This window comes from Streptomonospora sp. PA3, assembly GCF_009728995.1.
GTDB lineage: Bacteria > Actinomycetota > Actinomycetes > Streptosporangiales > Streptosporangiaceae > Streptomonospora.
The window spans coordinates 1-21,162 of sequence record NZ_VTZW01000023.1 but is presented as its reverse complement, the minus strand read 5'-3'; the positions used below and the strand labels follow the sequence as shown (position 1 = coordinate 21,162).

16 protein-coding genes are annotated in these 21,162 nt (G+C 71.7%); 9 read left to right on the top strand and 7 right to left on the bottom strand.

The annotated features are described in order from the left end of the window. Positions 1-126 precede the first annotated feature (126 nt). The 7 genes from FZ103_RS23760 to FZ103_RS23730 all read left to right on the top strand — a co-directional run bounded on the left by FZ103_RS23760 (position 127) and on the right by FZ103_RS23730 (position 8,493). The gene (locus FZ103_RS23760; RefSeq protein WP_156004645.1) at positions 127-711 is read left to right on the top strand and encodes a TetR/AcrR family transcriptional regulator; all 585 of its coding nucleotides are present in this window, start codon (positions 127-129) and stop codon (positions 709-711) included. Positions 712-876: 165 nt separating this feature from the next. Then, positions 877-2,667, top strand: coding sequence for a thiamine pyrophosphate-requiring protein (locus tag FZ103_RS23755; protein WP_186356784.1), 1,791 nt, complete (start codon positions 877-879; stop codon positions 2,665-2,667). 46 nt (positions 2,668-2,713) lie between these two features. Further along, the gene (locus tag FZ103_RS23750; RefSeq protein WP_156004420.1) at positions 2,714-2,968 is read left to right on the top strand and encodes a hypothetical protein; all 255 of its coding nucleotides are present in this window, start codon (positions 2,714-2,716) and stop codon (positions 2,966-2,968) included. A 140-nt stretch (positions 2,969-3,108) separates the two neighbouring features. Then, positions 3,109-4,056 carry an agmatinase gene (speB, locus tag FZ103_RS23745; protein ID WP_156004418.1) on the top strand — a complete coding sequence of 316 codons (948 nt, stop codon included), beginning with the start codon at positions 3,109-3,111 and terminating at the stop codon, positions 4,054-4,056. A gap of 226 nt (positions 4,057-4,282) precedes the next feature. After that, on the top strand, positions 4,283-5,596 hold the full coding sequence (locus tag FZ103_RS23740) for a GAF domain-containing protein (protein ID WP_156004416.1): 1,314 nt from the start codon (positions 4,283-4,285) through the stop codon (positions 5,594-5,596). A 552-nt stretch (positions 5,597-6,148) separates the two neighbouring features. Beyond that, positions 6,149-7,477, top strand: coding sequence for a PLP-dependent aminotransferase family protein (locus FZ103_RS23735; protein ID WP_394350139.1), 1,329 nt, complete (start codon positions 6,149-6,151; stop codon positions 7,475-7,477). A 56-nt stretch (positions 7,478-7,533) separates the two neighbouring features. Then, the gene (locus tag FZ103_RS23730) at positions 7,534-8,493 is read left to right on the top strand and encodes a D-alanine--D-alanine ligase (protein WP_186356826.1); all 960 of its coding nucleotides are present in this window, start codon (positions 7,534-7,536) and stop codon (positions 8,491-8,493) included. A 132-nt stretch (positions 8,494-8,625) separates the two neighbouring features. On the opposite strand, the gene FZ103_RS23725 is transcribed toward FZ103_RS23730, so the two are convergent. The 7 genes from FZ103_RS23725 to FZ103_RS23695 form a co-directional block, all read right to left on the bottom strand. Next, positions 8,626-9,684, bottom strand: coding sequence for a TerC family protein (locus FZ103_RS23725; RefSeq protein WP_156004412.1), 1,059 nt, complete (start codon positions 9,682-9,684; stop codon positions 8,626-8,628). Positions 9,685-9,760: 76 nt separating this feature from the next. Then, positions 9,761-10,339, bottom strand: coding sequence for a hypothetical protein (locus tag FZ103_RS23720; RefSeq protein ID WP_156004410.1), 579 nt, complete (start codon positions 10,337-10,339; stop codon positions 9,761-9,763). Next, positions 10,339-11,946: an Nramp family divalent metal transporter gene (locus FZ103_RS23715; RefSeq protein ID WP_156004408.1), complete on the bottom strand. Its 1,608-nt coding sequence runs from the start codon at positions 11,944-11,946 to the stop codon at positions 10,339-10,341. Before FZ103_RS23715 ends, FZ103_RS23720 begins: the two co-directional genes overlap by 1 nt. 221 nt (positions 11,947-12,167) lie before the next feature. Next, positions 12,168-14,309 carry an acetate--CoA ligase family protein gene (locus FZ103_RS23710; protein ID WP_156004406.1) on the bottom strand — a complete coding sequence of 714 codons (2,142 nt, stop codon included), beginning with the start codon at positions 14,307-14,309 and terminating at the stop codon, positions 12,168-12,170. 4 nt (positions 14,310-14,313) lie between these two features. Continuing rightward, on the bottom strand, positions 14,314-15,543 hold the full coding sequence (gene frc / locus FZ103_RS23705; RefSeq protein ID WP_156004404.1) for a formyl-CoA transferase: 1,230 nt from the start codon (positions 15,541-15,543) through the stop codon (positions 14,314-14,316). 16 nt (positions 15,544-15,559) lie between these two features. Next, a complete protein-coding gene (locus FZ103_RS23700) occupies positions 15,560-17,248 on the bottom strand; it encodes a thiamine pyrophosphate-binding protein (RefSeq protein ID WP_156004402.1) in 1,689 nt (562 codons plus the stop codon). A gap of 75 nt (positions 17,249-17,323) precedes the next feature. Next, a complete protein-coding gene (locus tag FZ103_RS23695; protein WP_156004400.1) occupies positions 17,324-18,700 on the bottom strand; it encodes an MFS transporter in 1,377 nt (458 codons plus the stop codon). Positions 18,701-18,939: 239 nt separating this feature from the next. Here FZ103_RS23695 and sucC point away from each other — a divergent pair, with 239 nt between their 5' ends. Both sucC and sucD read left to right on the top strand, forming a co-directional pair. Further along, positions 18,940-20,112: an ADP-forming succinate--CoA ligase subunit beta gene (gene sucC / locus FZ103_RS23690; protein ID WP_186356783.1), complete on the top strand. Its 1,173-nt coding sequence runs from the start codon at positions 18,940-18,942 to the stop codon at positions 20,110-20,112. A 17-nt stretch (positions 20,113-20,129) separates the two neighbouring features. Continuing rightward, on the top strand, positions 20,130-21,008 hold the full coding sequence (sucD, locus tag FZ103_RS23685; protein WP_156004398.1) for a succinate--CoA ligase subunit alpha: 879 nt from the start codon (positions 20,130-20,132) through the stop codon (positions 21,006-21,008). The last annotated feature ends 154 nt before the right edge of the window (positions 21,009-21,162 follow it).

The window sequence follows — 21,162 nt, the reverse complement described above, 5'->3', positions numbered from 1 at the left end:
CCGCGAGCGCGGGGATCGCGACCGGCGGTGGCCGCCGCCGGGGCGCGGCGGTCCCGATAGGGTCGGAGCGTGGTCAGCAACGCCGGAAAACAGCAGCGGCTGCCGCGCGAGGTGCGCGAGCGGCAGATGATCGACGCAGCGGTGCGGGTCTTCTCCCACTCCGGCTACCACACCGCCAGCGTCGAGGAGATCGCCGAGGCGGCGGGCATCTCCAAGCCGATGGTCTACATCTACCTCGGGTCCAAGCAGCGGCTGTTCACCGCCTGCATCCACCGCGAGGCCGACAGGCTGGTCGCGGCCGTGCGCGCGGCCGTCCACGCCGACGAGCCCCCGGAACTGGGACTGTGGGCGGGAATGCGGGCCTTCTTCCGGTTCGTCGCCGACAACCGCGACAGCTGGGCCGTGCTCTACCAGCAGGCGCGCACCCAGGGCGAGCCCTTCGCCCAGGAGGTCGGCGCCGCCCGCTGCCGCGTCATCGAGGAGATCACCGCGATGGTGGTCGCCGGCACCCGGCTGCCCGGCGGCGAGCGCATCGTCGACGAGCGCGACGCCGAGGTCCTGGCCCGCATCGCCATCGGCGCCGCCGACTCCCTCACCGACTGGCTGCTGGAGCACCCCGAGGAGAGCCCCGAGAGCCTCATCGACCGGGTCACCAACCTGGCCCTGGTGGGCCTGGAGCGCTACAACACCGGCGACCTCCCGCCGGCCTGACCCCCCGGCGCCCCGCAGGTGGGCCGGGCGCGGCGTGTTCGCCCGCGGCGAAACGCCCGGCCCGGCCGGGCGCCGGGCCCGCCCGCACCGACGTTTGCCGGGCGGGTGCCGGGGCAGCGGCGTGCCTGAGGCAATGGCACGGGCCGCGACGAAGGGGAGACCGACGTGAGTCAGACTGTCGCCAACCACCTGCTGCAGCGTCTGCGCGGCTGGGGAGTCGACCGCATATTCGGCTACCCCGGTGACGGCATCAACGGAATCATCGCCGAACTCGGCCAGGAGCAGGGCCCGCACTTCGTGCAGAGCCGCCACGAGGAGATGTCGGCCTTCGAAGCCGTGGGCTACGCCAAGTTCAGCGGCAACCTGGGCGTCTGCCTGGCCACGAGCGGTCCGGGCGGCGTGCACCTGCTCAACGGCCTCTACGACGCCAAGCTCGACCACGTGCCCGTGCTCGCGATCGTCGGCCAGGTCCACCGCACGGGGATCGGCGGAAGCATCCAGCAGGAAATCGACATGCACACGCTCTACAAGGACGTGGCTTCCCCGTTCATCGAGACCGCGATGGTCCCGCAGCAGTTCCCCAACCTGATCGACCGCGCGATCCGCACCGCGCTCGCCGAGCGCTGCCCCACCGCGGTCATCGTTCCCGCCGATCTGCAGGAGACCGAGTACAGCCCGCCCGAGCACGAGTTCAAGCACGTGCCCTCCAGCAAGCCGGGGCTGAGCCGCTCGCAGGTGATCCCGCCCGAGGACGAGGTGCAGCGGGCCGCCGACGTGATCAACGAGGGCGAGAAGACCGCGATCCTCATCGGGCAGGGCGCCCGCGGTGCGGCCGACGAGGTCGTCGAGCTCGCCGAGGCCACCCGCGGCGGCGTGGCCAAGGCGCTGCTGGGCAAGGACGTGCTCGACGACGAGCACCCCTTCGTGACCGGCTCGATCGGGCTGCTGGGCACCCGGCCGACCTGGGAGATGATGCGCGACTGCGACACCCTGGTCATCGTCGGCTCCAACGTCCCCTACGCCCAGTACTACCCGCCGTTCGGCAAGCGGGCCGTGCAGATCGACATCGATCCGCACATGATCGGGATGCGCTACCCCACCGAGGTCAACCTCGTCGGCGACGCAGCGGAGACGCTGCGCCGGCTGGTGACCAAGGTGCGCAACCGCAAGGGCGACCGCGGAGCCGAGCGCTGGCGCCAGGGCATCGAGAAGGGCGTCCGCGAGTGGTGGGACTCCATGGACCAGCAGGCCCACGTGCCCGCCGACCCGGTCAACCCGATGCTCATCTTCAACGAGCTCTCGCCGCGGCTGCCCGACAACGTGATGGTCACCTCCGACTCGGGCTCGGCGGCCAACTGGTACGCGCGCCACCTGCGCTTCAAGAGCGGCATGCGCGGTTCGCTGTCGGGGACCCTGGCGACCATGGGCCCGGGCGTGCCCTACGCCATCGGCGCCAAGTTCGCCCACCCCGACCGGCCGGCGATCGCCCTGGTCGGCGACGGGGCCATGCAGATGAACGGCCTGGCCGAGCTGATCACCATCCGCCGCTACGCCGAGCAGTGGAGCGATCCGCGGCTGATCGTGTGCGTGCTGCACAACAACGACCTCAACCAGGTCACCTGGGAGCTGCGGGCCATGGGCGGCTCGCCCAAGACGCCCTACAGCCAGGACCTGCCCTCCATCTCCTACGCCGACATCGCCAAGTCCATGGGACTGGGCGGTGAGACGGTGGACACGCCCGACGCGGTGGCGGGGGCCTGGGACCGCGCGCTCTCGGCCGACCGGCCGGTCGTGCTGGACGTGCACTGCGACCCCGACATCCCGCCGATCCCGCCCTATGTCGAGAAGGACCAGCTCACCGACACCGCCAAGGCCCTGACCAGCGACCCCGACAAGTTCAGCCTGATGACCAAGGGGATGCGCACCAAGCTGCAGGAGTTCGTCTCCCGCAGCTGAGCAAAGGGCCGGGCCTGGAGGTTTCGCACACCCGGGGAGGGCGCAGATGTCCGAGGACCGCAGGCGGCCGGCCGCCGACGAGGGCGAGGAAGCCCGCACCGGCGGCGACCGGCACAGCGGCGAGGGCGGCGACGGCGACCGCGGCGGCCGCCCGCTGGCCGACCGCCGGCCCGACCAGGGCGCCGGCCCGTCTCCCGACGAGGAGATCGCCGCCGAGGACACGCCCTCGCCCACCGACCCGGCCGCCTACGACCGCGACGAGGAGGGCGACGAGCCGCCGGATTACCCCACGCGCGCCTGAGCCGGCCGCAGCCGGGCGGCGGGGCCGACGAGCGCCCCGCCGCCCGGCTGCGGCATGCTGGTGGGCGCTCCGCCCGCGGCGGCGGAGGCACCGGGCCGCACCGCGGCCGAGCGAGCACACCAGCGAGGGAGCGCGACGCCATGACCACTCCGATCGGGCCCGTGGACTCCAGCCGCGTCCCGCGCTTCGCCGGGCCGGCCACCTTCGCCCGGCTGCCGCGGCTCGACGAGGTCGAGCGCGCCGACATCGCCGTCGTCGGCGTCCCCTTCGACACCGGGGTCTCCTACCGGCCCGGCGCCCGGTTCGGCCCGAGCGCGATCCGCGAGGCCGGCCGGCTGCTGCGGCCCTACAACCCCGGCGCCGGCATCGCCCCCTTCGCCGCCGCCCAGGTGGTCGACGGCGGCGACATCGCGGTCAACCCCTACTCCGTGCAGGACGCCGTCGAGGCGATCGACGCCGGCGCCGCGGCGCTGACGGCCTCCGGCACGCGCCTGGTCGTCCTCGGCGGCGACCACACCATCGCCCTGCCGCTGCTGCGCGCGCTGCACCGCCGCCACGGCCCGATCGCGCTGCTGCACTTCGACGCCCACCTGGACACCTGGGACACCTACTTCGGCGAGCCCTACACCCACGGCACGCCCTTCCGCCGCGCCGCCGAGGAGGGTCTGCTGGACGGCGACGCCCTCTGCCACGTGGGTATCCGCGGCCCGCTCTACGGCGAGCGCGACCTCGCCGACGACCGGCGCTTCGGCTTCGGGATCGTCACCGCCGCCGACGTGCTGCGCCGGGGCGTCGACGAGGTCGCCGCCGCCCTGCGGGAGCGCGTCGGCGACCGGCCGCTGTATGTCTCGGTGGACATCGACGTGCTCGACCCCGCCCACGCGCCGGGCACGGGTACGCCCGAGGCGGGCGGGCTGACCAGCAGGGAGCTGCTGGAGATCCTGCGCGGCCTGGCCGGCTGCCGCCTGGTGGGCGCCGACGTCGTGGAGGTGGCCCCCGCTTACGATCACGCGCAGATCACCGCGACCGCGGCAGCCCACGTGGCCTACGACCTCGTAAGCCTGCTCGCGCTCGACGAGCGGCGCTGATCCGGTCGGGGGTGCCTTCGCCGCCCCCGCGATCGGCGATTCGGCGCCGCGGTGCGGCGACCGGTCGCCGAATCCCCGTCCGGTCGGCCGCCGGCCCGCCGTTTCGGAAGCCCACCGGGCACTCGGCGATCTCAGCGCTTTGTTCCGATGCGTTCCGGTTGCCGCTCCCGGCGGGGCGGGAAAGGATGGGAAGCCATCCGGAGCAGCCGAGTCAGCGGGGGGCGCGATGGCGCAGCCGTCCTTGGACGCGGCGGTACCCGCGGGCGTCGACCCGGGAGAGTACGCGCGCCTGCTGCGCCGCGTGCACGAGGCCGTCCTCTCCGGGCACCGCCCCCCGGCACGGCTGCGGCCGGTGATCGCCGATTCCTGGGAGCGGATGCGCAGCAGCCGCATCGACCCCGACGCCGGCAGGCCCGTGCCGGTGCTGCCCCACGACGAGCTCCAGCGCCACCGCTCGGCCTCGCCGCTGGCCGATCTGCTGCCCATGCTCCGCGAGTCGCTGATGGGTGTCGCCGACGACGCCTCCCACTTCATGGTCGTCGCCGACGAGCACAGCCGCGTGCTCTGGCGCGACGGTTCGGCGCGGCTGCGGCGCCTGGCCGACAGCATGGGCGCGGTCGAGGGCACCCAGTGGAGCGAGGAGACCATCGGGACCAACGCCCTGGGCACCTCCCTGACCGTGGACCGCCCCCTGCAGGTCTACTCCGCCGAGCACTACGTGCGCGGCCTGCACCAGGTCACCTGCGCCAGCGCGCCGGTGCACGATCCCCGCAACGGGCGGGTGCTGGGAGCGGTCAACCTGACGGGCCCCGCCCGCACCGTGCACCCGGCCACCCTGGCGCTGGTCAACGCCGTCGCCCGGCACGCCGAGTCGCAGCTGCGCGGCCGCCACCACGCCCACCTGGACCGCCTGCGCGCGGTGGCGGCGCCGCTGATGGCCGGCATGCGGGAGAACGCCCTGGTCGTCGATGCCGACGGGTGGACGGCCGCCGCTGCCGGCATGGATCCGCCGCGCCGCCTGCTGCTGCCCCGCGGCCTGGAGGGCGGCGGGGCCTGGCTGTCGGGGCTGGGGGAGTGCCGGGTGGAGCCGCTGCCGGGCGGGTGGCTGATCCGGCCCGGCGGGGGCGAGGCCCCCGCTCCCACCGAGCTGGTGCTGGACCTCACCGACTCGGCGGCGCCGCAGTTGACCGTGTGCGGCCCCAGCGGCAGATGGACGCACCGGCTGACGCTGCGCCACTGCGAACTGCTGTTCCTGCTGTCGCGCCGCCGCGAGGGGTGCAGCGCCGCCCAGCTCGCCGCCGACCTGTTCGACGACGCCGACCGGCTGGTGACCGTGCGGGCCGAGATGTCGCGCCTGCGGCGCCATCTGGGCGGAGTCGTGGATAGCCGCCCCTACCGCCTCAACGAGGGCCTGCGGGTCGAGGTGCACACGCCCGAGAACCCGGCCGACCTGCTGCCGGCGTCGACCGCGCCCGGAATCCGGCGGGCCAGGGCCGAGGCCGTCGGCGGTGCCCGCCAGGACCGGACGCTTCCGCGATAGCCCGCGCAGGGCCGACGCCGCAGGTCGGGGCCCGCCGCCCGGCAGCGGCTCCGTGTGGCCGGATCGATCACGCTTCGTGTTCAGTCTGCAACCTGTTGCAACCCTTGCCGGTGTGGCGCGTGATGCAGTTGAGTCGACTCCAGTGGGCGGTGAGCCCGCGCAGTCCACGTCCGCCCGTGCCCGTGCCTTGAGGGGGGTAGCGGGTCCGATCACGCGGGGCGGACCTCCCAGGGGCGGTGGCCCGCGGCGGGTGGGGGAGCCTGCCCGGGCCACCGTTCCGCATGCCCGCCGCCCTCGCGGCGGGCAAGGATCTCCTCAGGAGACGGCAAAGCGCGGTGGGGCGACCGGCCGCGGGCGGGAACACTGACTCCGAGGCCGGGCGCAGTCTGGGCTGCCGGCCAGCATAGACTTGGCCGGGACCGATCGGCCTGCGGCGCCGCGGCACCCGGGCGGCCCGGTTTCGATCCGCGGATCGGGCGAACCCCGGCCCCGTCCCCGGCGTCCCAACGGCCACAGGCTCACAGCAGGCACCGTCCCAGCCAGCGGAGGTGGATCGTGCAGGATCCCCGAGAATCCCACCGGCAGCCCTCGGTCCAGGGCTCGCGCATCGACCCCTACGTCGACAGCTACGCGGCACGAGCCCAGGGCATGGTGGCGTCGGAGGTCCGGGCCCTGTTCGCCGTCGCCTCCCGGCCCGAGGTGGTGTCGCTGGCCGGCGGGATGCCCAACGTCGGCGCGCTGCCCATGGACGACATCGGCGGCATCGTGCAGCAGGTCGTCGCCGAGCAGGGCAGCACCGCCCTGCAGTACGGCTCCGCCCAGGGCGACCCCGTGCTGCGCGAGCACATCTGCGAGGTCATGGCCGAAGAGGGCATCGAGGCCGCCGCCGACGACGTCATCGTCACCGTCGGCTCCCAGCAGGCGCTGGACCTGGTCACGCGGGTCTTCGTCGACCCCGGCGACGTGGTGCTGTGCGAGGCGCCCACCTACGTGACCGCGATCAACACCTTCGCCGCCTTCCAGGCCGACATCCGCCACGTCCACACCGACGGCGACGGGGTGGTGCCCGAGGCGCTGGAGGAGGCGCTGACCCGCATGGCCGCCGAGGGCCGCCGGGCGAAGTTCTTCTACACGATTCCCAACTTCCACAACCCCGCCGGAGTGACCCTCTCGGCCGAGCGCCGCCGGCGGGTGCTGGAGATCTGCCGCCGCCACGGCCTGCTGATCCTGGAGGACAACCCCTACGGCCTGCTGCGCTACGACGGCGATCCCGTGGCGCCGCTGCGCGCCGAGGCGCCCGACAGCGTCATCTACCTGGGCTCCTTCTCCAAGACGCTTTCGCCGGGTTTCCGCATCGGCTGGGCGCTGGCGCCCTCGGCGGTGCGCGCCAAGCTGGTGCTGGCCGCGGAGTCGGCCATGCTCAGCCATTCCACCTTCAACCAGATGGTGGTCCGGCGCTACCTCGCCACCCACGCCTGGCGCGAGCAGATCAAGGACTTCAACGAGATGTACCGGCAGCGCCGCGACGCCATGCTCGGCGCGCTGGACGCACTCATGCCGGCCGGGACCGAGTGGACCCGCCCCGACGGCGGCTTCTTCGTCTGGCTCACCCTGCCCGAAGGGCTGGACGCCAAGGCAATGCTGCCGCGCGCGGTCAACGAGCGGGTCGCCTATGTGCCCGGGACCGGCTTCTACGCCTCCCAGGAGGGCCGCCGCAACATGCGGCTGTCGTTCTGCTACCCCACCTGCGAGCAGATCCGCGAGGGCGTGCGCCGGCTGGTGGGCGTGATCGAGGGCGAAACCGCCCTGCGTGATACCTTCGGCGGCATGTCGGCCCCCGCCGCGGCGGGCGACGACACCCCCTTCCCCGACCTTCCCTGATCAGCGCGAAGGCCGGTTCGTTGACACCCACAGCAGGCGAGCAGGAAGGCAGTACCGTGGCCGATCTGGACCGGGTGCTCGTTCTGGCGGGCGGCATGTCGCCCGAGCACGAGGTCAGTGTGCGCTCCGGGCGGCGGGTGGCCGAGTCGCTGCGCCGCCTGGGCGTCGAGGTGCAAAGCGCCGACGTCGACGCCGCCCTGCTGGGTCGGCTCGCCGCGGATCCGCCCCAGGCGGTGTTCCCGGTCCTGCACGGCGCCTCGGGCGAGGACGGTGCCACAGCCGAGATCCTGCAGCTCAGTGGGGTGCCCTACGTAGGCGCGCCGCCCGAGGCCTGCCGGATCGCCTTCGCCAAGCCCACCGCCAAGGCGCTGGTGGCCCGGCACGGCGTCCCGGTGCCGCGCGGGGTGAGCCTGCCCAAGTCGGCCTTCCACGACCTCGGCGCCCCCGCGCTGCTGGAGCGGGTGGTCGAGCACCTGGGGCTGCCCCTGTTCGTCAAGCCCGACCAGGGCGGATCGGCGTTCGGCGCGACCCCGGTGGAGTCCATGGACGCGCTGTCGGCGGCGATGGTCAGCTGCTTCGCCTACGGCGACAGGGCGCTGATCGAGGAGCGGATCGAGGGGACCGAGGTCGCCGTGGGCGTCCTCGACCTCGGCGAGGGCCCCTTCGACCTGCCGCCGGTGGAGATCGTGCCCGACGGGGGCGTCTACGACTACGCCGCCCGCTACACCCCGGGCCGCACCGAGTTCTTCAGCCCCGCCCGGCTGCCGGAGGAGTCCGCACGGGCCGCGGCCGAGGCCGCGCTGACCGCCCACCGGGTGCTGGGCCTGCGCGACTACTCCCGCACCGACCTCGTCGTCGACACCGCCGGGCGCGTGCGGTTCCTGGAGGTCAACGTCGCCCCCGGGCTGACCGAGACCTCCACCTTCCCGCTGGCGGTCGAGGCGGCCGAGCTCGACTTCGCCCGGGTCTGCCGCGACCTGGCGTTCAACGCCTGGAGCCGCGGCCGCACCGCCTGAGCGGCGTCCGCAGCAGCGAAGGGCCCCTCGCGGCAGCGCGAGGGGCCCTTCGCTTCGCACAGTGGGGGTGGGGGCCGACGCCGATCCCAAGCGCCCCCGCCTAAGCGGGTCGGCGGACCGCGGAGAATCCGCTCAGAGCTTCACCCGCTCGTCGAGATCGTCGTCGTCGCTGGAGCCGGTGGAACCGTCCGGCGAGGCCGCGGGCGAGCCGCCCTCCTGGGCCGCCTTCTGCTCGCCGGCGGCCGCCTCGGCGCGGGCGTCCCGGCGCGACTTGAGCAGGCTGAGCACGGTGGTAGCGGCCAGCGTGACCACGATGACCACCAGCGAGAGGATCGTGGGGATCTCGGGCACGTGCAGGTCGGTGGTCTCGTGGATGGCGTGCAGGATCAGCTTGACCCCGATGAAGCCGAGGATCACCGCCAGGCCGTGGCTGAGGTAGACGAGCTTGTCCATCAGTCCGCCGATGAGGAAGTAGAGCTGGCGCAGGCCCATCAGCGCGAAGGCGTTGGCGGTGAAGACGAGGTAGGGCTCCTGGGTGATGCCGAAGATGGCGGGGATGGAGTCCAGCGCGAAGAGGATGTCGGTCATGCCCACGGCGATCATCACCATGAGCATGGGGGTGACCATGCGCTTGCCGTCGACGCGGGTGATGAGCCTGTGCCCGTCGTAGGTCTCGGAGGTGGGCAGCACCCGCCGCACCATCCGCAGCGCGGCGTTCTCCTCGTACTCCTCTTCCTCGCCTGCGCTGGCGATGAGCTTCCAGGCGGTGTAGAGCAGGAACGCGCCGAAGAGGTAGAAGACGCCGGCGAAGGCGTTGACGGCGGCCGCGCCGGCGGCGATGAACAGCCCGCGGAACACCAGCGCCAGGGCGATGCCCACCAGCAGGACGCGCTGGCGGTGCTCCCGCGGCACGGCGAAGGAGCTGAGGATGAGGATGAACACGAACAGGTTGTCCATGCTCATCGAGTACTCGACGATCCAGCCGGTGAAGAAGTCCACGGCTTGGCCGTCGGTGAAGAACGCGATGCCGATCCCGAAGGCGACGGCCAGCGACACGTAGATCGAGACCCAGATCGCCGCCTCGCGCATCGACGGTTCGTGGGGTCTGCGGGTGATGATGACGAAGTCGAGCGCGATCACGCCGAGCAGGACGGCGATCGTCGCTCCCCAAACCCAAGGTGCGATATCCAAGCCAGTACTCCAGAAGTTCGATGGCGCGGTTGCCGGCCCCGGGCGCGCGAGGCGCCCGGGACCGGTCTACTACATCTCAGGAGGAACCGCGTCGGCGGGCCCGCTTGGCCTCCCGCTCCTCCTTGGCGGTCCTGCGGCGTGCCTCCAGTTTGGTCGCCTGTTCCACGTAGCGCTCGACGAGGCCGGCGGCGACGGGGTTGTGGTACTGGATGCGGATCAGCAGATGGGGGGCGATCCGCTCGTGCAGCCACAGGAACCCGATGGCGAAGCCCATGCTGAGCATCGCCTGGAAGAGGAGGAACGACAGCAGCGGCTCGCGCAGGACCTGATCGTGGCCGAGTACGGTCGCGACCGCGAACTGGTCGACCAGCCGGGCGAGGGGGAAGCCGATCAGCCAGTAGAAGGCTACCGGGCCGAGCGCGCCCACCCCGAACTTGCCCAGTGCGAGCAGGACGCAGTATCCGGCTCCCAGCAGGGCCAGCGGGACGCCCAGCCCGGTGGCGATCGTCGCGATCTGGACGGCCGGGAGCCCGGCCATCGCCGCCACCCCGGCGGCGAAGGCGCCGGCGACCAGCCCGACGCCTGCGCCCGGAACGGCGACCTCGGCGTACTGCAGTGCCACCGGCATGTGCCGTGCGGCGGCGGCGGTACTCATCAGCTCACCACCACTCCGTATGCGAACAGCGAGTAGAACAGCATGCCGAGGTAGAAGACCGCGGCGAAGGCGATGATCAGGTTGGAGACGATGCCGGGACGCACCGGCTTGGGCAGCATCAGGTTGTTGACCAGCAGCAGTGTCACGCAGTACGCGCCCATCGCGAAGGTGGACAGGAACGCCAGCGTGTCCAGGATCGCCGCGGGTCCGTCCGCCGGCCCGAACAGCAGGACGCCGATGCCGAAGAGGATGACGCCCCACAGGAAGAACGCGTACAGCTTCGACATGCTGAACCGGCGGGCGCCGGGGACGAAGTAGTAGGTCATGTCGGCCTGTCCGCGAGAGAAGGAGTCGAACAGGCCGAACGTGGCGTTGAGGCCGATGAGGGAGATGAACAGGAAGAACACGGTGCCGAAGATGGGGCTGCCGGCGGCCGTGAAGGAGGCCGCCATGGCGTCCAGCGCCGCGTCGCGCTCACCGTCGCGGATGACGGTGGCCACGTTGGGGTCGAAGCGCGCCGAGGCCTGGGCCAGCACGGTGAAGGAGATGGTCACCAGCATCGTGATGCCCCAGAAGAGCGCGAAGGCGTCGAAGGTGACCCACCGGCGCCAGCCCTTCCACTTGGCCATCTCCTCGGAGTCGCTGGTGTCGAACATGAACCCGCGGGTGGGCATGGTCTCCTGCTCGTCGGCGTGGCGCAGGCCGCGAACCTTGGGGATGTGGGAGCCCATGCCGGCGCCCTTGTCGCGCAGGTGCAGGGTGTACCACATCTGCTGCATGCCCGAGGGGCCGGCGAAGGCGATGGAGCCGACGATCACCGGGAACCACGCCGCGGTCAGGGCCTCTTCGGGCATGTAGCCGAAGGCGAACATGCCGGTGATGGTGCTGGAGAGGTCGGACAGGTTGCCCACCAGCGCCGCCACGATCGAGGTGCCCACCACGAGCAGGCCGATGCAGATGGAGAGCACGTTCTCCAGCAGGTTGTAGATCACCTTGGCCATGGTGAAGATGACGCCCACCAGCAGCATGCCGGTGACCGCCGTGGCCTGCCAGGGTATGCCGCTCACCCGCTCGAAGGCCGAGGCGCCTGCTGAAAGGTGGCCCGGCCATATGTAGACGAGCATCGCCGTGATGAAGAAGAACCACATCAGCGGCTTGAACACGCGCGCGGCGCCGAAGAAGATGCTTTCGCCGGTGGCCATCGCATAGCGCGACATCTCCAGCATGACCACGGCCTGCAGGCTGACGCCGATCAGGAACAGCCAGCGGATCTCCGGTCCGAAGATCAGGACCAGCCGCGGCCACATGTAGGACTCGCCCATGCCCACGCCCAGGGCGACGAGGAAGACCGTCGGGCCCAGCAGGTGGACGGAGGGCGGAGCCTTGGGAAGCTTGCGGATCGGCATCGGCTCGAGCCGACCCGCCTTCCAGAAGCGCTCTTCTTCGGGAGCCTCGGTGGCGCCGGCCTCGGCCGCGCCGGTGTCGGAGGCGCCGGACTCGGATGGAGCGGGGCCTCGCTGAGCGGGCACCGGGACCTCGGGCGGGTCGGTGCTGGTGACGTCATCACGGCCCAGTGGCCGGTCGGAGTTGATGTCTGAGGAGTCCATGCGCGGAGCTCTCCCTCGCTGGATCGCGGCTGCGGGTTGACTGCCCCCTCATGCGCCCCCTGAAGTGCTGGTGGACCTCCTTGCCGTGCTCTGCGGGGTGATCTGCGGTTCGCGCCGCGGCGGCCCTGGCGGAGGCCGCCGCAGCGGGTACCCGGTGGCCGCTTCGTGGCGGCTCCGCGGCCACCGGGTGTGACGCGGGTTACAGGAGGATGATCAGGTGATCAGAGTAGCCCGGCCGCGCGCGCCCAGCGATACTTCGCGCCGAGCACTTGGACGGGCTTCTCCGTGGTGTAGGGGTAGGCGACGACCCCGTGCTTGAACAGGTGGGCGCTGGCGGCCTCGACCTCGGTGTCACCCGAGAGCGAGGCGACCACGGGCTTGTCGATGCCCGCGGCGCGGGCCTGCCCGACCACGTCGGCCACCAGTTCGGCGAAGACCATCGGCGGGGTGACGATGGTGTGCCAGTAGCCCAGGATCAGCGAGTGCACCCGCGGGTCCTCCAGGCCGAGCCGGATCGTCTTCTCGTAGGTCGACGGCGGCTCGCCGCCGGTGATGTCGACGGGATTGCCCGCCGCACCGAAGGGCGGGATGAAGGCCCGGAACGCCTCGTCGAGGTCGGGCGGGATCTCCATCAGCGACAGGCCGTTGTCGACCACCGCGTCGGAGAGCAGCACGCCCGAACCGCCGGCGCCGGTGATGATGACGACGTTCTCTCCGGCGGGAGTAGGCAGCACCGGCAGCGCGCGGCCGTACTCCAGCAGCTCGTTGAGACCGGGGGCACGCACGACGCCCGCCTGGCGCAGGATGTCGTCGTAGACCTTGTCGTCGCCGGCCAGCGCGCCGGTGTGCGAGCCCGCGGCCCGCGCACCCGCCGAGGTCCGGCCCGCCTTGAGCACCACGACCGGCTTCTTGGGCACGACCTCGCGGGCGGCCTGCACGAAGGCGCGGCCGTCCTTGAGGTCCTCCAGGTGCATCGCGATCGCGTTGGTGTTCTCGTCCTGGCCGAAGAACGTCAGCAGGTCGTCCTCGTCGATGTCGGCCTTGTTGCCCACGCCCACGATCGCCGAGACGCCCGTGCTGGTGCTGCGGCTGTAGCCCAGGATCGCCATGCCGATGCCGCCCGACTGGGAGGTCAGGGCGGTGCCGCCGGCCACGTCGTAGGGCGTGCAGAAGGTGGCCGAGAGGTGCTCGGGCGTGTAGTAGTAGCCGTAGATGTTGGGGCCGAGGATGCGCACGCCGTGCCGGCGGGCCACCGCCAGCACCTCGTCCTGCAGCTCCTGCTCGCCGGTCTCGGCGAAGCCGGAGGGGATCAGGATCGCGCCGGCGACCCCCTTCTTGCCGGCCTCCTCCAGCGCCGAGGCGACGAACTTCGCCGGGATGGCGAAGACCGCCACGTCGATGCCGTCGGGGGCGTCGGCGATGGTGGGGTAGGCGGCCCGGCCGTAGACCTCGTCGGCCTTGGGGTTGATCGGGTACACCTGCCCGGAGTAGCCGCCGTCGACGACGTTGCGGATGACCGAGTTGCCGATCTTGCCCTGCTCGTTGGAGGCGCCGATGATCGCGATGGAGCGCGGCTTGAAGATGCGGTTCATCGAGGAGAGGATCTCCTCGCGCGAGAACCGCTTCGGCGGCTCGGCCGGGTCGAAGTCGAGCACGAAGCGCAGGTCGGCGGCCACGCTGCCCGAGGCCGAGGCGAACACCGGGTTCAGGTCGGCCTCGGAGATCTCGGGGAAGTCGGTGACCAGGTCCGACAGCCGGGTGATGACGTCGGCCAGGCGGTCGGTGTCCACCGCCTCGCTGCCGCGCACGCCCGAGAGAACCTCGGCGGCCTTGATGCTGCCGATCTGGGCGCGGGCCTCCTCGGCCGAGACGGGGGCCAGGCGGAAGGAGACGTCCTTGAGCACCTCCACCAGCACCCCGCCCAGGCCGAACACGACGACCTTGCCGAAGGTGGGGTCGGTGGTGGCGCCGATGAGGACCTCTTGGCCCCCGCCCACCATCTGCTGCACCTGCACACCGTCGATCTTGGCCTCGGGGTTGTAGGCCTTGGCGTTGTCGACGATGCGCTGGTAGGCGGCCTTGACCTCCTCGGCCGAGGAGAGCCCGACTTCGACGCCGCCGGCGTCGGTCTTGTGCAGGATGTCGGGCGAGACGATCTTGGCGACCACGGGCAGGCCCAGTTCCACGGCCAGCGATACCGCCTCGTCGGCGCTGGTGGCCAGCGCCTCGCCGGGAATGGGGATGCCGTAGGCCTCGGCCAGCGCCTTGCCCTCGGGCGCGGTCAGCGCACTGCGGTTCTCGGAGCGGGCCCGGTCGAGCACCGCGCGGACCGCATCGCGGTCGTAGCCGGTTTCCGTTGCCATCTGCTCAGATCACTCCGTTCGCTTTGAGGGCGTGCATGTCCTCGGCGGTCAGGCCCAGCTCGTCCTGGTAGACCTGCGTGTTGTGCTCGCCGAGCAGGGGGGAGCGGCCGATGTCGGCGGGGGAGTCCGACAGCCGGATGGGCAGGCCGACCGTCTTGTAGGTGCCGCGCTGGGGGTGGTCGACCGTGGCGACGATCCCGTTCTCGTTGAGCGTGGGATCCTCGATGATCTCCTTGGTCGACAGGATCGGCCCGCAGGGGATGTTGTGCTCGTTGAGGGCCGCCAGCACGTCCCACTTGGGCAGCTGCGACGACCACTCCTCGATCAGCTCGAAGCACTTGTCGAGTTTGTCCAGCCGCGCCTCCGGCGTCGCCCACTCGGGGTCGGTGGCCAGTTCGGGGCGGCCGATGATGCGGCTGATGTGCTCCCAGCCGGCCGGCTGGATGATGACGTAGACGTAGTCGTTGGGGCCCCCGGGCGCGGTGCGCACCGCCCACCCGGGCTGCCCGCCGCCCGAGGCGTTGCCCGAGCGGGGGACCTCGTCGCCGAAGTCCTCGTTGGGGTACTCGCTGAGCGGCCCGTGGGTCAGGCGCTGCTGGTCGCGCAGCTTGACCCGGCACAGGTTGAGGACCGAGTCCTGCATGGCCACCTGGACGCGCTGGCCCTGGCCGGTCCTCGTCCGCTGGTACAGCGCCGCGAGGATACCGGCTACTGTATGCATTCCCGTGCCCGAATCACCGATCTGGGCGCCCGTCGCCGTGGGCGGACCGTTCTCGAAGCCCGTCGTGCTCATCGACCCGCCCATGGCCTGGGCGATGACCTCATAGGCCTTGTAGTCGGCGTAGGCGCCGGGGCCGAACCCCTTGATGGAGGCGTAGATCAGCCGCGGGTTGGCCTCGTGCAGCGCCTCCCAGGTGAAGCCCATCCGGTCCAGTGCTCCCGGCGCGAAGTTCTCCACCAGCACGTCGCTGCGCTTGACCAGGTCGAGGAAGATGCGCTTGCCCTCCTCGCTCTTGGTGTTGAGCGTGATGCTGCGCTTGTTGCCGTTGAGCATCGTGAAGTACAGGCTGTCGACGTCGGGGAGGTCGCGCAGCTGGCGGCGGGTGATGTCGCCCGTGGGGGCCTCCAGCTTGACCACGTCGGCGCCCAGCCAGCCCAGGATCTGGGTGGCCGAGGGGCCCGACTGCACATGGGTCATGTCCAGGACACGGACCCCTTCGAGTGCCTTGCTCATGTGGATCCTCCACCGCCTACTTGTACATGGTCTGGTTCATCGTCCCCGGCGCATAGACCTCGGGGTCGATCCAGACGTTGATCAGCGAAGGCTTGCCGGATTCGCGGGCGCGCCGCAGCGCCGGCCCGATCTCGCCGGGCTCGCGGACCTCCTCGCCGTAGCCGCCCAGCATCTTGGCGAACTCCGAGTAGCGCACGTCGCCCAGGGTGTTGCCGATCTCGCCGCGGTCGGCGCCGTACTTGGCGATCTGGCCGTAGCGGATCTGGTTCATCGAGGAGTTGTTGCCGATGATCCCGATGAAGGGCATGTCGAAGCGGACCAGCGTCTCGAAGTCCCAGCCGGTGAGGCTGAAGGCGCCGTCGCCGAAGAGCGCGACGACCTCCTTGTCGGGGCGGGCGTACTTGGTGGCCATCACGAAGGGGACGCCCACGCCCAGGGTGCCCAGCGGACCGGGGTCCAGCCAGTGGCCCGGCGACTTGGGCTGGACCACCTGGCCGGAGAAGGTGACGATGTCGCCGCCGTCGCCGATGTAGATGGAGTCCTCGGTCAGGAAGTCGTTGATCTCCGAGACCAGGCGGTAGGGGTGGATCGGCGAGGCGTCGGAGGTCAGCAGGGGGGCCCGCTTCTCCAGCGCCTTGTTCTCCACCTGGCGCAGCTCCTCCAGCCAGGTCTTGCGGCCCTGGGCGCCGTTGTCGCCGTAGGCCGAGGTGGCCTGCAGCACCGAGGAGAGGATCACGTCGGCGTCGCCGACGATGCCCAGGTCCACGTCGCGGTTCTTGCCGACCGTGGCGTAGGAGAGGTCGATCTGCACCACCGTGGCGTCCTCGGACAGCCGCTTGCCGTAGCCCATGCGGAAGTCGAAGGGGGTGCCGACGATGATGATCAGGTCGGAGTTGCCGAAGGCGTGGCGCCGCGAGAGCTGGAAGTGGTGGGGGTCGCCGGGGGGCAGGGTGCCGCGGCCGGCGCCGTTCATGAACGCCGGGACGTTGAGGGTGCGCACCAGCTCGGTGGCCGAGTCGGTCGCCCGCGTCGTCCAGACCTGGTTGCCCAGCAGGATGCTGGGGCGCTCGGAGCGCACCAGCAGCTCGGCCAGGCGCTCGATGGAGTCGGGGTCTCCGGCCTGGCGGGTGGAGGCGCGGTAGTGGCCGGCCTTGGGTACGCGGGCCGACTCCACCGGAACCGAGGCGTCGAGGATGTCGCGCGGGATCTCCAGGAACGAGGGGCCGGGGGCGCCGTTGAGGGACTCCCGGAAGGCCATCGACACCAGGTCGGCCACCCGCTCGGTGTGCGGGACGGTGGCGGCGAACTTGGAGATGGGGCTGATCATGTCGACGTGCGGGAGGTCCTGCAGCGAGCCCATCTTGTGCTGGCTGAGGGCGCCCTGCCCGCCGATGACCAGCAGCGGGCTCTCGGCGCGGTAGGCGTTGGCGATACCGGTGACGGCGTCGGTCGTGCCGGGGCCGGCGGTGACCACGGCGCAACCGGGTTTGCCGGTCACCCGCGCGTAGCCGTCGGCCGCGTGGGCGGCCACCTGCTCGTGGCGGACGTCGATGACGTCGATGCCCTCATCGGCACAGCCGTCGTAGATGTCGATGATGTGGCCGCCGCAGAGCGTGAAGATCACGTCGATGCCTTCGGCCTTGAGGGCCTTGGCGACCAGGTGGCCGCCGGAGATCGTCGTGTCCCCACCCTTGTCGTCAGTCATCTGAGCACACATCTCCTTGTATTGGATACTGCATACCGTATGTTTTCCATTGCTACACGAGCCCGAGTGCGGTGTCTAGAGCGGAAGTGTGCGAATGGGTACCGGACGTCGCAGCCGGGCCGCGACGGCCGCCGCGCCCAGGCCTGCCAGGCCGGCGGCGCCGAGACCCAGGACGGGCCCCGAGTGCGGAACGAGTGCGATCAGCGCCGCGGCGCCGCCCACGCCCAGCAGCCCGCCCAGCGCCTTGGTGCTGTAGACGAGGCCGGGGATGTCGGCGCTGTCGCGGTTGCCGAAGAAGTCGCGGGCCAGGGCCCGGGTGAGCGGATAGCAGCAGCCTCCGCCGATTCCGGCGGGCACGGCCATCAGCAGCAGGACCGCCGGCGAGCCCGCCAGCGCGGCGGCGGCCAGCCCGAACTGGGCCGTCCCGCCCGCGGCCAGCGCGGCGACGAGGATGCGCCGCCGGCCCATGCGCTCGCCCCAGCGCCCGGCCGCCGCGCGGCCGAGGCCGCTGGAGGCGATCAGCACCGCCAGCGCCGCGGCCACGGCCGCGGGCGGCAGGCCCCTCTCGGCCAGCAGCATGGGCAGCACCGCCAGGTCCAGCAGGGCCGCGGAGCCGGCCAGCGCGACCACCGCGTGCAGCCCGGGCAGGGCGCCGCTGCGCCAGGCCTGGGCGGGGGAGTGGTCGTAGCAGGCCACCGGCTCGGTGCGGCGGCGCAGTGCCCATGCGCGCGGGTCGGTCTCGGGCGGCCACCAGTTCGCAGGCGGCGTGCGCAGGCCGGCGCCGGCGGCGGCGACCACGCAGGCCACGACCGCCGCCAGCCACGGCGCCGCGGCCAGGTGGGCGGGCTCGGCCAGGGCCAGGCCCGCCGCGAGCGGGATGGCGCCCAGGGCGAAGCCGGCCCCGGCCCACACCGCGTGGGTGGCCGGGCGCTCGGGGTACCAGGCGGCGACCACGTGCACGCCGGAGTGGTAGACCAGGCCGGCGCCCAGTCCTCCGGCGAGGCCGTAGCCCGCCAGCATCCAGCCCAGCCCGTCGGCCAGGCCCACGGCCGCCAGGGCGGCGGCGCACAGCGGGGCTCCGGCGAGGATGGCGCGCGAGGGGGTCAGCAGGCCGCGCTCGCGCAGGCGCGCGATCGGCCAGGCGCTGCCGCCCTGGACCAGCGCCCACAGCGCGAAGGGCAGCAGCGCGGCGGCCGGGCTCCAGCCGTTGGCGGCGACCAGGAGCGGGACCGCGGCGCCGTAGCCGAACTGCAGGACGCCGATCGCCGCGACCGCCGCGACGGCCCGGGCCGCCGGCACCGCGCGGTCCGTGCCGGCCAGCTCTCGGGCGGGGCGGCCCACGACGTAGCGGCGCCCGCTCCAGTCGTGCAGCTCCCCCGAGCGGGGAGCGGGGACGTAGGGGGATGCCAGGTGGTCCGGCTGCACCGCTGCAGCGGGGGGCGGGTGGTTCATGGCGCACCTCACATCGACCAGTGATCGTATACAGTATGCGTCGCTGATCCGATTCTGAGAAGAGGGGGAATCCCTCTTTCGCGGATTCACATCGCGACCGGTGCGGGGTCGCCTGCACTCGCAGGCGCGGAGGGTGTTGCGGGGCGGTCGTCTCGGATGGCGCTATTGCATACTGCATACGATCTCGCGTATCACTGTGATGTGGGTCCCATACGACACAGCGATGCCGAGGAGGCTCGGTGGACCTCTACGAGTACGAAGCCAAACAACTGTTCGGCGACCACGACGTGCCGCTGGCCGAGCGCCAGCTGGCCCAGACCCCCGAGCAGGCCGAGCTCAGCGCCGCCCGCCTGGGCGGGCGTGTGGTCGTCAAGGCGCAGGTCAAGACCGGCGGGCGCGGTAAGGCCGGCGGGGTGAAGGTCGCCGACGACCCCGCCGACGCCCGGGCCAAGGCCGAGCAGATCCTCGGCATGGACATCAAGGGGCACACCGTGCACCGGGTCCTGATCGAGGAGGCCAGCGACATCGCCGAGGAGTACTACGTCTCCTTCCTGCTGGACCGGGCCAACCGGGGTTTCCTGTCGATCTGCTCGGCCGAGGGCGGCGTCGAGATCGAGGAGGTCGCCGAGAAGCGTCCCGAGGCGGTCGTGCGCACCCCCGTCGACGCGCTGACCGGCCTGGACCGCGCCACCGCCCTGGAGATCTGCGACAAGGCGGGGCTGCCCCAGGAGGTGCACCCGCCCACCGCGGTCGTGCTGCAGCGGCTGTGGGAGGTGGCGCGGGAGGAGGACGCCACCCTGGTCGAGGTTAACCCGCTGGTGCGCACCGCCGACAACCGCATCCTCGCCCTCGACGGCAAGGTCACCCTGGACGACAACGCCCTGGACCGCCACCCCGAGCGGTTCGCCTTCCAGGAGGACGCGAGCGCCGACTCGCTGGAGGCCCGGGCCAAGGAGAAGGGGTTGAACTACGTCAAGCTGGACGGGCAGGTCGGCATCATCGGCAACGGTGCCGGGCTGGTCATGTCCACCCTGGACGTGGTCTCCTACGCCGGCGAGGCCCACGGCGGGGTGGGCCCGGCCAACTTCCTGGACATCGGCGGGGGCGCCTCGGCCGAGGTGATGGCCAACGGGCTGGAGATCATCCTGGGCGACGCCGACGTCAAGAGCGTGTTCGTCAACGTCTTCGGCGGGATCACCGCCTGCGACGCGGTGGCCGACGGCATCGTGCAGGCGCTTCAGATGCTGGCGGCGCGCGGCGACGACGTGTCCAAGCCGCTGGTGGTGCGCCTGGACGGCAACAACGCCGAGCTGGGCCGCGAGATCCTGACCCGGGCCGGCCACCCCGCGGTGCGCCAGGCCCCCACCATGGACGGCGCCGCGGCCCAGGCCGCCGAGCTGGCCGCGAAGTAGAGGCGGGAAGAAGGACGATGGCTGTTTTCCTGACCAAGGACAGCAAGGTGCTGGTCCAGGGCATGACCGGCGCGGAGGGCACCAAGCACACCCGGCGGATGCTGGCGGCGGGTACGCGCATCGTGGGCGGGGTCAACCCGCGCAAGGCCGGCCAGGCGGTGGACATCGACGGCAGTGAGGTGCCGGTGTTCGCGTCGGTGGCCGAGGGGATGGCCGCCACCGGGGCCGATGTGTCGGTGGTGTTCGTGCCGCCGAAGTTCGCCCGGGCGGCGGTGGTCGAGGCGATCGATGCGGGTATCGGGTTGGCGGTGGTGATCACCGAGGGGATCCCGGTGCACGAYACGGCGGCGTTTTGGGCGCATGCGTGYGCGGCGGGCAAYCGYACGCGCATCATCGGGCCCAACTGCCCGGGGCTGATCAGTCCGGGGGCCTCCAATGCGGGGATCATTCCGGCCGACATCACGCGGCCGGGGCGGATCGGGCTGGTGTCGAAGTCGGGCACGCTGACGTATCAGATGATGTATGAGTTGCGGGATATCGGGTTCTCCACGGCGGTGGGCATCGGTGGGGATCCGGTGATCGGTACGACGCATATCGATGTGCTGGCGGCGTTCGAGGCCGATCCCGACACCGATGCGATCGTGATGATCGGTGAGATCGGCGGGGATGCCGAGGAGCGGGCGGCGGATTACATCCGCGAGCACGTGTCCAAGCCGGTGGTGGGTTATGTGGCCGGGTTCACCGCGCCCGAGGGCAAGACGATGGGTCATGCGGGGGCGATCGTGTCGGGGTCGGCGGGTACGGCCGCGGCGAAGAAGGAGGCGTTGGAGGCGGTCGGCGTCAAGGTCGGCAAGACTCCGAGCGAAACCGCGCGGCTGGCCCGAGAGCTGTTCTGACCGGCTCTTCGCACGCTCCGCGACACTCTGAGCGGTCAGCGCTCCAGCCGCGCCGCCGCAGAAGGACCGGCCCCGCCACTCGGACCGAGTGGCGGGGCCGGCCCGTTTCCGGTCCGAGCTGAACGGCTCCGGCGCCTACGTCGTGTTTAAGGAG